The sequence below is a fragment of the Janthinobacterium foliorum genome (genome assembly GCF_978021625.1).
Window position 1 is genome coordinate 222513 of record NZ_CDXDQE010000007.1, and the last position, 12933, is coordinate 235445.

General features: G+C 67.1%; 11 protein-coding genes. 5 read left to right on the forward strand and 6 right to left on the reverse strand.

Translation table 11 applies throughout. From position 1 onward, the window contains the following. Window positions 1-168: 168 nt before the first annotated feature. Entirely contained in the window at window positions 169-360 is a 192-nt protein-coding gene (locus tag ACZ92H_RS16525; protein ID WP_465050099.1) for a hypothetical protein, read from the reverse strand. Between the two features lie 24 nt (window positions 361-384). Between ACZ92H_RS16525 and ACZ92H_RS16530 the strand changes: the two genes are divergently transcribed. From ACZ92H_RS16530 to ACZ92H_RS16540, 3 genes are read left to right on the forward strand one after another with little or no spacing between them, the layout of a single operon-like run. After that, window positions 385-1704 carry a D-serine ammonia-lyase gene (locus ACZ92H_RS16530; protein ID WP_465050098.1) on the forward strand — a complete coding sequence of 440 codons (1320 nt, stop codon included), beginning with the start codon at window positions 385-387 and terminating at the stop codon, window positions 1702-1704. Beyond that, window positions 1704-2627, forward strand: a complete 924-nt coding sequence (dsdC, locus tag ACZ92H_RS16535; RefSeq protein ID WP_465050259.1) for a DNA-binding transcriptional regulator DsdC — start codon at window positions 1704-1706, stop codon at window positions 2625-2627. Before ACZ92H_RS16530 ends, dsdC begins: the two co-directional genes overlap by 1 nt. Before the next feature lie 43 nt (window positions 2628-2670). Then, window positions 2671-3483 carry a ferritin-like domain-containing protein gene (locus tag ACZ92H_RS16540; RefSeq protein WP_465050097.1) on the forward strand — a complete coding sequence of 271 codons (813 nt, stop codon included), beginning with the start codon at window positions 2671-2673 and terminating at the stop codon, window positions 3481-3483. 19 nt (window positions 3484-3502) lie between these two features. Here ACZ92H_RS16540 and ACZ92H_RS16545 read toward each other — a convergent pair whose 3' ends face one another. Further along, window positions 3503-6871, reverse strand: coding sequence for a hypothetical protein (locus tag ACZ92H_RS16545; protein ID WP_465050095.1), 3369 nt, complete (start codon window positions 6869-6871; stop codon window positions 3503-3505). Window positions 6872-7182: 311 nt separating this feature from the next. Between ACZ92H_RS16545 and ACZ92H_RS16550 the strand changes: the two genes are divergently transcribed. Beyond that, complete coding sequence (locus ACZ92H_RS16550) at window positions 7183-7401, forward strand: hypothetical protein (protein ID WP_131370059.1); 219 nt, start codon at window positions 7183-7185, stop codon at window positions 7399-7401. Window positions 7402-7424: 23 nt separating this feature from the next. Here ACZ92H_RS16550 and ACZ92H_RS16555 read toward each other — a convergent pair whose 3' ends face one another. Then, window positions 7425-8492 (reverse strand): DNA topoisomerase IB, encoded by a 1068-nt coding sequence (locus ACZ92H_RS16555; RefSeq protein ID WP_465050094.1) that lies wholly within the window; start codon window positions 8490-8492, stop codon window positions 7425-7427. Window positions 8493-8584: 92 nt separating this feature from the next. On the opposite strand from ACZ92H_RS16555, the gene ACZ92H_RS16560 reads away from it, so the two are divergent. Further along, window positions 8585-8968, forward strand: a complete 384-nt coding sequence (locus ACZ92H_RS16560) for a YkvA family protein (protein WP_131370053.1) — start codon at window positions 8585-8587, stop codon at window positions 8966-8968. On the opposite strand, the gene ACZ92H_RS16565 is transcribed toward ACZ92H_RS16560, so the two are convergent. From ACZ92H_RS16565 to ACZ92H_RS16575, 3 genes are all read right to left on the reverse strand, one after another. Continuing rightward, entirely contained in the window at window positions 8965-10143 is a 1179-nt protein-coding gene (locus ACZ92H_RS16565; RefSeq protein WP_465050093.1) for a serine hydrolase domain-containing protein, read from the reverse strand. The genes ACZ92H_RS16560 and ACZ92H_RS16565 overlap by 4 nt on opposite strands. Window positions 10144-10252: 109 nt before the next feature. Continuing rightward, entirely contained in the window at window positions 10253-11548 is a 1296-nt protein-coding gene (locus ACZ92H_RS16570) for a cation:proton antiporter (protein WP_465050092.1), read from the reverse strand. Window positions 11549-11599: 51 nt separating this feature from the next. Then, window positions 11600-12742 (reverse strand): mechanosensitive ion channel family protein, encoded by a 1143-nt coding sequence (locus tag ACZ92H_RS16575; RefSeq protein ID WP_131370044.1) that lies wholly within the window; start codon window positions 12740-12742, stop codon window positions 11600-11602. Window positions 12743-12933 lie beyond the last annotated feature (191 nt).

The following is a 12933-nucleotide window of genomic DNA, read 5'->3' on the forward strand; positions in this document are numbered from 1 at the left end:
GTTGAATTTCCCCTGCCCATCGGCTATTGCGATGGCCAGCCGCATTGCGACGGAGGGGATGCGGCAGGTGAGGGCAGGCGATGACATCCTGCCGCTGCAGGAGCAGCGGGTGCCGGCGAAGCCTGCCTGGCGGTCCTGATACTGGCGCGCGTCGTGCCGCGGCCAGGCTCACTCGAGACGGTCAACGCCAAGATGATCGAGGATCTGTTCATGGCCGACTGCCATTCGCTGCAGGCCCTGTACCACGGGATCAATGGCGCGCAGGGCGATGGCGGCAGTGGCGGCGCATGGTTGATGCCATGTCACCCATCGCCTGATGAACCATCCTTTGCCAGCAGCGTCCGGATGCGGTCTAATCATGGCTTGTCCAGTCACGAGCTTACCATGCTGCCCACTTCCGCCATCGCCGCCCTGCGCGCACAATTCCCGCTCATCCATGCACTGACGGCCTTGCAGCCCCTGAGCTGGTTCAATCCCGGCATCGCTGCGGCGGCCGAGGGCTTGCAAGACGTGGGCTTGACGGCGGCCGACGTGGCGCAGGCCGGCGCCCGCCTGGCGCGCTTTGCGCCCTACCTGGCCAGGGTCTTTCCGGAAACCCAGGCCAGCGGCGGCATCATCGAGTCGCCCGCCGTGCCGCTGCCCGCCATGCAGGCGGCGCTGGGCTTCGCGCCTGGCAAGCTGTGGCTCAAGCAGGATAGCCATTTGCCCATTTCCGGCTCCATCAAGGCGCGCGGCGGCATCTACGAGGTGCTCAAGCATGCGGAAACGCTGGCGCTGGACGCCGGCCTGTTGAAAGAGGGCGATGACTACAGCCTGCTGGCCAGCGACGCCGTGCGCGCCTTCTTTGGCCAATATGCGATCGCCGTCGGTTCCACGGGCAATCTGGGCTTGTCGATCGGCATCATGAGCGCAAAGCTGGGCTTTCGCGCCACCGTGCACATGTCGGCCGATGCGCGGCAGTGGAAGAAGGATACATTGCGCAGCCACGGCGTCACCGTCGTGGAATACGCCACCGACTACAGCGTGGCCGTGGAAGAAGGGCGCAAGCAGGCGCAGGAAGATCCCGCTTGCCACTTCGTCGACGATGAAAACTCGCACGATTTATTTCTCGGCTACGCGGTGGCGGGCGGGCGCCTGAAGACCCAGCTGGCAGACGCCGGCGTGGCGGTCGACGCGCAGCACCCCCTGTTCGTCTACCTGCCATGCGGCGTCGGCGGCGGCCCGGGCGGCGTGGCGTTCGGCCTGAAGCTGGCGTTCGGCGATGCTGTGCACTGCGTGTTCGTCGAGCCGACGCATTCGCCCTGCATGCTGCTGGGCGTGCATACGGGCTTGCACGAGCGGATCAGCGTGCAGGATATCGGCATCGACAACATCACGGCCGCCGACGGCCTGGCCGTGGGCCGGCCGTCCGGCTTCGTCGGCCGGGCCATGCAGCGCCTGATCGACGGTTACGCCACCGTCAGCGATGAAGAACTGTACCGCCTGCTGGCGCTGCTGGAGCAGACGGAGCAGTTGCGCCTGGAACCGTCCGCCGTGGCCGGTTTCGCGGGCATCGCCCCCGTGCTGGCCGCGCCGCAATATCAACAGCACCTGGCCGCGGCCACGCACCTGGTGTGGGGCACGGGCGGCAGCATGGTGCCGCAGCAGGAAATGGCCGCCTACGTGGCCCGTGGCCGCGCCTTGCTGGCCGCCGGAGCCACTTGATGCGGGCCGGCGGCGCGCAGCGCATGGCCACGCTGACGGCCGGCCAGTTCGCCAACCTGCACACCTTTCTCGTGGCGGCGCGCCACGCCAGCTTCGCGCTGGCCGCGCAGGAACTGGCGCTCACGCCCAGCGCCGTCAGCCACCGCATCGCCCGGCTGGAAGCGGGCCTGGGCATGCAGCTGTTTGAACGCCTGACGCGGCAGGTGAAACTGACGGCAGACGGCGCACGCATTTTTGCCGCCCTGCAAACGGGGTGGGAGGGCTTGCACGCGGCCATCGCCGGCGGCGATGCGCTCACGGGCAGCATCACCGTGCATGCGCGCCCGTCCGTGGCGCAATGCTGGCTGGTGCCGCGCCTGGCGGGGTTTACGGCGCGCTATCCCGACCTGGACCTCGACCTGCGCGTGGGCAATGACAGCGTGGACTTTCGCGCCGGCCAGGTCGACCTGGCGCTGCATTATGGCGATGGCAGCTGTCCCGGCCTGGCGGCGCGCAAGCTGATGGATGAATGGCTGGCGCCCGTCTGCAGCCCGGACTATGCGCGCCGGCATGGCTTGCAGGGCGCGCCGCACAAGTTGGCGGACGCGACGGTGCTGCACGACACGCTGGCCTGGCCCGCCTGCGCGCCCGATGCCGAATGGCGGCTGTGGCTGGCGGCGCAGGCGCCAGGCGCGAGCTTGCCCGCGCGCAGCCTGCGCTTCGACCGCGCCGACCTGTGCGCGCAGGCGGCCATCCACCACGCGGGCGTGGCCATGGGCCGGCGCCAGCTGGTGCAGCCGTGGCTGGACAGCGGCCAGCTGATTCTGCCGTTCGGCCCTTTTGCCTTGCGCAGCCCGCAGGCGTATTACCTCGTGCATGCCGCGCGGCCCCTGCCGGCAAGAGTGCAGGCCCTGTCCGACTGGCTGGCGGGGCAGGCAATTTGATACACTGCGCCCCTTGTTGAAGAACCTGCCCGAAAGAACCGCCATGCCGTCATCCCCTCCGAACTCCACCGCGCCAGCGGAATTGCGCGCGACCGCGCTCGCTTGTTTGCTGGAACCGGACCCGGCGATCAAGGTGGCGATGGTGGCGGCCATGGCCGAAGCCGCGCTGGCGCTGGACGTCAAGGCGCCCCTGGCGCCGTCAGGCGCCGTGCCGGGCCGTCCCGAACGCCCGGAACTGGTGCCGCCGCGCCTGGTGGGAAGGCGTTCGATGATCACGCCGGAAGGGCGCGCCATGCTGGTGCACGCGCTTGCGCATATCGAGTTCAACGCCATGAACCTGGCCCTCGACGCCCTGTGGCGCTTCCCGGACTTGCCGGCCGAGTACTACACGGACTGGCTGCGCGTGGCCAAGGAAGAAGCCACGCACTTTGCCATGCTGCAGGCGCACCTGCAGGTGCTGGGTCATGCATATGGCGACTTTCCCGGTCACGACAGCCTGTGGGAAATGGTCGACAAGACGCGCGGCGACGTGCTGGCGCGCATGGCGCTGGTGCCGCGCACCCTGGAAGCGCGGGGCCTCGACGCGATTCCGCCGCTGCGCGCCAAGCTGGCGCAGGCGGGCGACCTGGCCGCCGCCGCCATCCTCGACATCATCCTGCGCGACGAAGTGGGCCACGTGGAAATCGGCAACCGCTGGTACGGCTACCTGTGCGAGCAGCGGGGCCTGGAGCTGCGCGCCACGTATGCGGAACTGGCGGCGCGCTACGAAGCGCCGACCCTGCGCGGCCCGTTCAACCTGGAAGCGCGGCGCCGGGCCGGGTTTTCGGAACTGGAACTGTCCGATTTGCCTTCCTGACGGCAATGCTGCGCCAGGTTCACGGATGGGCCGTCAGGCTGATGTGCCAGTGGCTCAGGTGTCCTTTTTCGATGTGGACTTTCATCGGCTTGAGCCAGGCGCCCGCGCCGGGGATCTTGTCGGCCGGATTGGCGGAAAAGCGGCCATCGACGAGGGCCAGCTTGACGAAGCTGGGGCCGATGTAAACGACGCGCGTCCTGGCCGGCGACGCTTCCTGGGTCAGCATGGCGCGGTTGGCCGCGATCCAGGCCTGCAGGGCCGCCAGCTTCGGTTTTTGCGCCGGGTTGCTGACCACTTCCGCCTTCGCCGCGTCGATCAGTTTCTGGATGTCGGCGCCATTGTGCTGGCCGCCCAGGGTATCGGAGTAGCCGCCCGCGCCATCCGCATAGCGCAAGTCGATCTGCTGGCCGTCGCTGTGGCCGCTGTGGCCGAGGATGGAGCGGCCCGTGGCCGTCTGCGTCACGTGCTGGCCGCTGATGTCGTCGAAGCGGTAGGCATTGCCCGCCAGCCAGGCGATCGCCAGGCGCGTGGCCCAGGAGTCGCCGCCCGCATCGCGGGAGCCATAGCGCCGCGCCGCCAGCGCCGCTTCATTGTTGGCCAGGTACAGGGGAATGTAGGCCGTGCTGCCCTTGAGTTCCACTTGGCCCCCTTCGGCCGGGTCGGAGCTGGCATCCGTATTGTCGACGCGGCCCTTCAGGCGCACCGTGATGACAGCCTTCTTGTCGAGCTTGGCGCCTGCGAAAACGGGCAGCACCAGGCCGGGGAACTTGACCTTGCCGGCGCTCTTGGTATGGGGTTGAGTCAATAAATTCACCGTGCTGAATTCGGGCTTGCCGCCGCCGGCCGAAATGCCGATATTGACTTCCGTGATCGTCGCCGCCGCCGGCGTGTAGCGCAATTCCAGCGGCAGGGTGTGGGTGGCTGTGGTGGCACCTTGCGACACGGAGACATACGGCCCGGGCAGGTTGCCCGTCACCTTGATGGGCTGCAGCACGGGATGGCTGTCCTTGTTGGGCGAGAGGAATTTCGCCAGCGTCACCTTCAAACCCTTGCATACGAGGCTCAGTTCCACCGTCGTGACGGTGGCCAGCGAGCTGTCGCCGATATTCGTCGCGCTGACGTTGCCGCCCAGGGTCAGCGCGCCATCCTTGGTCTGCTTGCTGACGTCGACGCATTCCGTCTTGACGATCGTGCCCTGCGTGTAGTGCGTCTGGTTGACGGCGCCCGCGGCAGCCAGGTTTACCCCTGGCAAACCGGTCACGGCATACGACCAGGTATCGTTGTACTGGCTTTGCGCCGTCGTGTAGACGGGATACTCGGCCGTGGTGACGGTAATTTTTACGCCCACGTTTTTCGTGCCTTTCGGCACGGTGTAGCTGACGGGCACGGTGATGGTCTGGTTTTGCGCGGCCGCCGTGGCCGTGAACGACTTGCTGCCCTCGTCATCCTGCAGCGTTGCATCCGGCCCGGAACGGGGGACGGCTGCCTCGCTGCGCGCGGGGGGTGGGGCGCCATCCTGCGTGACCGTGCCGGCGACATAGCTCTGCGCCGCGCCGCGCTGGGTCAGGCCGGCGCCGTACGGATAGACGATGTCGACGCTGACGGTGGTGCTGGTGTCGAACACTACGGCGCTGACGCTGACGACGTCCGGGTGTTCGAGGTCGTTCAGGGTCAGCTGGTAGGTGTCGGGCAGCACGCCCTGGAAATGGAAGGCGCCCGTGGCGTCGACCACGGCCACCTGGCGCTGGTGGCTGTTATAGCCGGCCAGCAGTATTTTCTTGCCGGCCAGGCCAGTGGCGTTGCCGCCGGCAGGCGTGCGCAGCCGGCCTTGCAGCACGGTAGCCGACTTGACGACGATCAAGGCATAGCTGGCCGTGAATTCGCCGTCCTGCGAGACGAAATTGAGGTCCATCTCATAGACGCCATTGGGCAGGAAGAGCAGCATCTGCTGCATGGCCGTGGCGCTGATGCGGAATGTATTGCTGGCCGCGTCGAAGACCCAGTACTGCCTGAGGCTGAGGGAGGCGCCGCCCGGCGTCGACACCAGGCCGTCGCTGTCGTCCTGCAGGGCCATCGGCGCGGCGCCCACCAGGCGGAAGGCCAGTCCGCCCGGCTGCAGGCTGTTGTTCGGTCCCAGGCCCGTGATGGCGAGGACGGGCGCCGTGGCGGGCAGGCCGCCATCGTCGTCCGGCTCCACATAGGTGTCGATGGCGGTGGGCAGTTCCGTCTGGATCAGCACGTCCAGGGTCGTGACGCTGCCGCCCTTGCTGAGGAAGAACTGCGCATGCTGATCGACGCCCGTGTCGCCCGGCGTGGAAAAGCGCAGGCTGCCGTCCTGCAGCAGCACGTCCGTGATGGCGCCGCTGGCCTTGACGCTGTCGGCGCCGTCTGGAAAGCCCAGGTCGGCCAGCGACAGCACGACCACCTGCGCGGGCCGCACGGGATCGAGCGCGATGCTGCCGTTGGCGCTGAAGGTCCACGCCAGCCCCGCGCTCTGGAACGCCACGCTGCGCTCGATGCGCAGCATGATGGTGTCGTCCGGCGTGACGGTGGCGCCCGCGTCGATGCTGCCGGCCAGCACCTCGCCATCGATGATGGTGCTGCCTTCCGGCGCGCCGGTCAGCACGGCTTGCACATTGCTGGCCGCCGCGCTGCCATTGTTGCGGATGTGCACGCGGTAGGTGTAGTCCCAGGCCGTGCGGCTGACGCGCTGCTCGGCGACCTTGTCGAGCCCCGTCACCTCGAAGTCCCCGGCCGCCTGGGCGGTGGCGGCGGCCAGCTTGACTTTCGGCGTGGGCGGCTGCGTGGGATCGTTCGGCCCGCCGCAGGCGCACAGGCCCAGCGCCAGGACCGGCGCCAGCGCGGCGGCGCCCAGCTGCCGGCGCCGCAGGCAGGCCATGGCCAGCACGCCGGCCAGCAGCAGCCATGGCGTGGAAGGCAGGGGCATGGCCGTGGGCTGCGTGACGCCCGCCTCGAGCTCGATGAAGGAGACGGGGTCGAGGATGGAAAACGGCTGGGCGCCGGGACTGCCCGCGCCCAGGTAATCGAAGGTCAGCGAGAAGCCGGCGGCCGTGGCGCCGGGCGCGATGCCGCCGGCCAGCGCCAGCGCGTCGAGGTAGCCGCTGGCGGGGATGGCCGGGTCCGGCTGCACGAGCAGCAGGTCCCAGCCGGGCACGGGGGACGCATCGCGCAGGTTGGCATACAGGCCGGCGCTGAAAAACAGGGTGAATTCCTCGATGGGGACGGACAGCGTGGTGTTGCTCAGCGTGTAGTCGTAGCGCCACTGCGTGCCGCCCAGCGATGTCGCCGTGTAGCCGATGCTGGTGGCATGCGCGGCGCTCGTCGCGCACAGCAGCAGCACCAGCAGCGCCTGTTTGATGATGTTCATGATTGCTCCCTGATATACAGGCGCCAAGCGTGCCCGGTCAAGAGGTGAAGCAGGAAGCATTCCTGAACAAAAAGTCCTTTTGAAACAATGATTTGAGCGCTGGCGGCGCAATGCCGCACCTGGCTGTGTCAATTGTGCCGACACGCGGGCGCGCGTCATGCCGCGCAGCGCCCGACGGTCGCTGGGCAGATCCGGGCGCTGTCAGCGCTGTCCTACCTATCTCGTCGGTACCGTCCGATTGTATGCCATGCGGAAAGACGCGATGATCGTGTCTATGCTGCAACAGCCAACCAATCAGACGGGAGTATGCGATGCACAAGCCAGGCCAGCCTTTTCATGTGAACAAGCCCTTTGTCTTGATTTGCCTGTTCACCATTTCGACCCTGGCGGCCAGCTACCTGCCTGGCGACGACAATACCGACGCTGGCGCCGCGCCCGTGGCGCGCGAGGCGGGGCATGACAGCTTGCCCGTGTGCGGCAACGATGCTCTCAAGCTGTCGGCCCATTGCCAGCCGGCACGCCAGGCGTGATGGCCGACGCCATGGCACGCAGGTCAGGCGCCTTGCAGGCGCTGCTGCAACAGGGCCAGCACGGCCGCTTCTTCCGGGGCCAGCGCAGGCAGCTCTTCCTGTAATTGCTGCCGCGCTCGCGCGCGCAAACCCTCCAGTAAACTGCCATCCAGGTACGATTCCAGCACGGCCGGGTGCACATAGCACTTGCGGCAGATGGTCGGCGTGTTGCCCAGCTTTTTTGCCACTGACTCGATCGCCTGCACGATGTTTTTCTTGGCTTGCGCCTCGGAATCGACTTGCTCGAACGCTTGCAGGGCCAGCGCGGCCAGCAGGGTACCCGACCAGGTGCGGAAATCCTTGGCCGTATATTCTTCGCCCGTCACCTCGCGCAGATAATCGTTGACGTCGCCCGAGTCGACGCCGTGGCGCTCGCCCGCATCATCGATGTATTGAAACAGTTCCTGGCCCGGCAAGTCGCGCATGCGCTGCAGCACCTTGGCCAGGCGGCGGTCGCTGAGGCGGATGTCGTGGCGCACGCCGCTCTTGCCCTTGAAGTGGAATTGCACGGCGCTGCCGTCGATGTCGACATGGCGCGTGCGCAAGGTGGACAGGCCGAACGATTTGTTGGTGCGCGCATATTCCTCATTGCCAATACGCATCATCGTCAATTCCAGCAGGTGCACGATGGTGGCCAGGACTTTTTCACGGGGCAAGCCCGGCAGCGCCATGCTGCGCGCGACGGCGGCGCGGATGGCGGGCAGGGCGTTGCCGAAGCCCAGCATGCGCTCGTACTTGACTTCGTCGCGCACCTGGCGCCAGCGCGCGTGGTAGCGGTATTGCTTGCGGCCCCGCGCATCGCGTCCCGTGGCCTGCAGGTGGCCATTCGCGCGCGGGCAGATCCACACATCCGTCCAGGCCGGCGGAATGGCCAGCGCCCTGATGCGCGCCAGCACGTCGTCATCGCGCACGGGCTGGCCATCCGCGTCCGCGTAGCGGAACTTGCCCGGCTTGCCGAGACGGGCGATGCCGGGCTGGTGGTCGCCCGTGTAGCGCAGGCCGGCTGCGCGGGCCGTGGTGGTGGGAGAGGCGGTCGTAGTAGAAATATCCATATTCCCAGCTTACCCTGCACGGCGCGCGCGTGGCGCGCCGTTATGCTAAGGTGCGCTTTCGTAGAGCCGCAGGCGGCAGACAGGAGCAGCAGATGTTTGGCAGAAAAAAGAATCTGGAAGAAGACCACGCCCCCAGGGCGGAGCAGCAGTACGAAAAAAAATACACGGATGACAGTTTCTGGGACAAGGTCGTCAAGTTCGCCAAGACGGCCGGACGCGAAGTCATCGAAAAGGCGCTGTGGCTGTATTACGCGGCGCAGCAGCCGAACACGCCGCTGTGGGCCAAGACGGCCATCTACGGCGCGCTCGGCTATTTCATTTCGCCCATCGATGCGATTCCCGACATCACGCCCGTGATCGGTTACGCGGACGACCTGGCCGTGCTGGCGGCCGCCGTCGCCACGGTGGCCACCTACATCACCGCCGACGTCAAGGAACGCGCGGCGGACAAACTGCGCGGCTGGTTCGGCGCTTAACTCTTCGCCGGCCCCGTGCCGTGCGCCAGCAGGCGCCGCACCACCTCCCTTTGGAAGGTACGAAATTCCTTGTCGGCGCTGACGTTGGCGAAGGCCAGCACGGCCGTCTTGCTGGCGCGGTCGACGCAGACGATGGCGGCGGCGCCCGGATCGTTGCCGTGCAGGGTGGCCAGCGGCATGCCGTCGACGTCGCGCAAGACCCAGCCCAGCGCCTGGCGCGCGGCCAGTTCGACGGGCAGCAGGCTGGCTTCCTGCGGCGCAAAAAACAGTTGCATGGTGGCGTCCTGCAGGTAGCGGTGGCCATCGACCCGGCCGCCATTGCTGAAGATGGCCAGGAAACGGGCGAAGTCGTTGGCCGAGCTGCGCAGCAGGCCGGCCGGCCAGTCGGGATAACCGGTGGGCGGCAGCGCCTGCACGCCAGGTTCCTTGTGCGCATAGGGCGTGGCGACGACGGCGCGGCGCGGCAGGCTGGCCAGGCTCCAGGCCGTGTCGTTCATGCCCAGCGGCTCGAACAGGCGTTCATGCGTCCAGGCCGCAAAGCCGTCGGGATCCAGGCGGCCCACCAGATAGCCCAGCAGGGCGATGCCGACCCTGCTGTAGCGCCATTCCGTGCCGGGCCGGGCCGCAAACGACAGGTCCGCGTCATACCATGCGCCGCCGCGCGACAGATAGCCCTTGACGAAGTCGCGCAGGGGCAGGCGCGGGTCGCCCTGCACGGCAAAGGCTGCCGTTTTTTCGTACACGGCGTCGGAAATGCCCGAGGTGTGGCTCAGCAGATGGCGGAAGGTGACGGGCACGTCGGGAAACTTCGGATGCATGAAGGGAAAGTCCAGGTAGGCCGACACCTTGTCGTCCAGCTGGAAGGCGCCTTGCTCCAGCAGCATCATGGTGGCCGTGGCCGTGACCAGGCTGCTGACGGACGCCAGATGAAACACGGTATCGGCATCGGCTTGTCGGCCGGCCGCGATATCGGCCCAGCCATAGCCGCGCGCGAACAAGGTGGTGTCGCCGCGCACGACGGCCACGCCCATGCCTGGCGTTTCCGTGCGCGCCAGTCCATCGTGCATGAATGCATCGAACTCTTTTTCCCATACCAGTCTGGCAGGATCGGTGGCGCATCCCGCTTGCAGCAGGGCCAGCGAGACGCCCAGTCCCAGCACACTTCGTCGTTTCATTGCATCTCTCTTGGCCGTTTTTAATTATCTTAACAATATTTCCCGATTCGCCACGGCTAATTGGCGAATCATTGCTATGCGGCAATGACATTCCCGCCGCGCCATGGCGCTATTTGCGCCAGTAGCGGGCCAGCAGGGGCTTGACGGTGAGGCCGTGCGCGACGATGGAAAGGATGATGACGACGATGGTGATATTGGCCAGTTCGCGCGCCAGGCCCTGCGGCAAGCCGTGCGCGATGGCATAGCTGAGGTAATACATGGAGCCGATGCCGCGCACGCCGAACCAGGCGGCCAGGCCGCGCAGGCGCACGCTGGTGCCCGATGCCAGCAAGCCCAGCATCACGCTGGCGGGACGCGCCACCAGCAGCAGGAACAGCGCCACGCTCCAGGCCTGCCAGCTCCAGGCGGCGGCCGTGACGGCGCCGCCCAGCAGCAGCACCAGGGTCAGTTCGGACAGGCGCTCCAGGTGTTCCTTGAACACCAGCGATTCGCCGCTGACGGTGAGCGGCGAATCGCTGTCGTGCGGCTTGGCGGCGGACACGGCATGCGTCTCTTCCGCCTGCAGCAAGCCTTGCCGGTCTTTCGGCGCGCCGGCCAGCACCAGTTCCGTCTGGCGCAGGGCCACGCCGGCAAAGAAGACGGCGAGGAAACCCCAGGCGTGCAGCCACGTGGCCACGCCATACACGAGGGCGATCAGGCCCAGGCCCGCCAGGTCGTCCAGCACTTCGTGCTTCGGTTCCTTGCCGCGCACCTGCCAGCCCAGCCAGGCCAGCAGCGCGCCGCCGGCCGCGCCCAGGGCGATGGCGCCCGCGCTGGCCCACAGCAGATCGCGCCACAGCCACGTGCTGCCATGGGGGCCCAGCTCGTGCAGTCCCAGCAGGCCCAGGCCCAGCATGACGAAGGGAAAGCCGCTGCCATCGTTCATGCCCGCTTCGCTTGTCAGCATGAAGCGCAGCTGTTCGCTGTCGCCCGCGTGGCGCACCTGCACGTCGGTGGCCAGCACGGGATCGGTGGGGGCGAGGATGGCGCCCAGCAGCACGCCCGCGCCCAGGGGCAAGTCCAGCACCCAGCAGGCGAACGCGGCCACCAGGCCCACGGAAATGGCCATCGACAGCCAGGCCAGGCGTAGCGAGGGCAGCCAGCGGGCCAGGCTGAACGGCACCGGCATCTTGACGCCGGCGGAAAACAGGGAGATGAGGACGGCGATTTCCGCCAGGGTTTCCAGCAGGGGCGCCTGCTTGACGAGGTCCAGCGCAAACAGGCCGAGGAACATGGGACCCAGCAGCAAGCCCACGCCCAGGTAGGCCATGGCCGAGGTAAACGGGAGGCGCGCGATGCTGGCGGCGCCCAGGCCGCGCGCCAGCATCAGGCAGCCAATCAGGATGAACCAGGCGGTGGTGCTCATGCGCTGCATTGTAGCGGCGCGCGGGGGAGGGCAGCGCGCCGCACGGTTTTGTCAGGCCTTGTGCAGCGACACGCTCCCGTTTTGCGCCTGCATTTCGCGCAACTCGCGGGCTTCATGCCCTTCGTGCAGCTCGATCGGGTCGTGCGTGGCGCGCAGGCGGGGCAGGCCGTGCGGATAATTGGCCGTGATAAACGCCAGCATCTGTTCGCGCACGATGCAGCGCAGTTCGAAGGCCAGGCCCGAATCCTGCGCGCTGATGAGAAAACGCACGCGCACGGCCCGCTCGTTCGAGTCCGTCGCCTGCACCGTGCACACGCGCTTGTCCCATTGCGGCGCGGCTTCGCAGATGCGCGTCAGTTCGGCGCGCAGCGGCTCGAGCGGGATGCTGAAATCGAGCCACAGGAATACCGTGCCCAGCAAAGTCGAGGAGCTGTGCGTCCAGTTCTCGAACGGATTTTCAATAAACCATTGCAGCGGCACGATCAGGCGGCGCTCGTCCCACACGCGCACGACCACATAAGTGCCCTTGATTTCCTCGACCTTGCCCCATTCGCCGTTGACGATCAGCACGTCATCGATGCGGATCGGTTGCGAGAATGCAATTTGCAGCCCCGCGATGAAATTGCCCAGCACGGGACGGGCGGCGATACCGGCCACCAGGCCCGCCACGCCGGCCGAGGCCAGCAGGCTGGCGCCGATCTGCCGCGCGCCAGGCAAGGTCAGCAGCACGAAAGCCAGGCCCAGCACCACCACGATGGCGTGCGCGCTGCGCGTGAGCACGCGGGCCTGGGTGATCAGGCGGCGCGCGCGCAGGTTGTCCGCCACGTCGACGGGATTGATTTGGGAAATCGTGATGCTCAAGGTTTCGATGCATTTCATGGCCAGCCACGTCAGCGCCACGATCAGTGCCACGCTGGTGAGGTGCGACATGGCCACCAGGCCCGGCGTATCGTCAGGCGCGCCGGCCAGCACCATGCGCAGGCCGAAGACGATCACGCACAGCTGGCTGGCGCGGAAGGCCACGCGCGTGGCGTTGGTGGTGAACGGGCGGCCATTGGCCAGTCTTTTCAGCAGGCTGATGCCGGCACGGTGCACGCCGATGGCGACCACGGTGACGAGCAGGGCGGAAACGAGGACGGTCAGCGCCGAGCGCAGCGGGCCTCCCATCAGCGAGTGAAATGTGCTGAGATCCATAGGCGAAAACTCCTTGATTGATAAGTGAAATGGATGTCGGAAAGGCCTATTTTACGGGCAGACGGCGAAGCGGGGACGTGCGTTGCCGAACGGATAAGGCTGGCAAGAAGACGGATACTGGCAAAAATTGCTGCGCTGCGCCAATCCATGTTGATGTTTCAATACGGAAAGCAAACGGGCGCCGCCATCGA

Bases quoted from the DNA above. Each gene is read 5' to 3' on its own strand.
- ACZ92H_RS16540 (WP_465050097.1), top strand. From the start codon at position 2,671: ATGCCGTCATCCCCTCCGAACTCCACCGCGCCAGCGGAATTGCGCGCG.
- ACZ92H_RS16530 (WP_465050098.1), top strand. From the start codon at position 385: ATGCTGCCCACTTCCGCCATCGCCGCCCTGCGCGCACAATTCCCGCTC.
- ACZ92H_RS16570 (WP_465050092.1), bottom strand. From the start codon at position 11,548: ATGAGCACCACCGCCTGGTTCATCCTGATTGGCTGCCTGATGCTGGCG.
- ACZ92H_RS16560 (WP_131370053.1), top strand. From the start codon at position 8,585: ATGTTTGGCAGAAAAAAGAATCTGGAAGAAGACCACGCCCCCAGGGCG.
- ACZ92H_RS16565 (WP_465050093.1), bottom strand. From the start codon at position 10,143: ATGAAACGACGAAGTGTGCTGGGACTGGGCGTCTCGCTGGCCCTGCTG.
- dsdC (WP_465050259.1), top strand. From the start codon at position 1,704: ATGCGGGCCGGCGGCGCGCAGCGCATGGCCACGCTGACGGCCGGCCAG.
- ACZ92H_RS16575 (WP_131370044.1), bottom strand. From the start codon at position 12,742: ATGGATCTCAGCACATTTCACTCGCTGATGGGAGGCCCGCTGCGCTCG.
- ACZ92H_RS16555 (WP_465050094.1), bottom strand. From the start codon at position 8,492: ATGGATATTTCTACTACGACCGCCTCTCCCACCACCACGGCCCGCGCA.
- ACZ92H_RS16550 (WP_131370059.1), top strand. From the start codon at position 7,183: ATGCACAAGCCAGGCCAGCCTTTTCATGTGAACAAGCCCTTTGTCTTG.
- ACZ92H_RS16545 (WP_465050095.1), bottom strand. From the start codon at position 6,871: ATGAACATCATCAAACAGGCGCTGCTGGTGCTGCTGCTGTGCGCGACG.
- ACZ92H_RS16525 (WP_465050099.1), bottom strand. From the start codon at position 360: ATGATTAGACCGCATCCGGACGCTGCTGGCAAAGGATGGTTCATCAGG.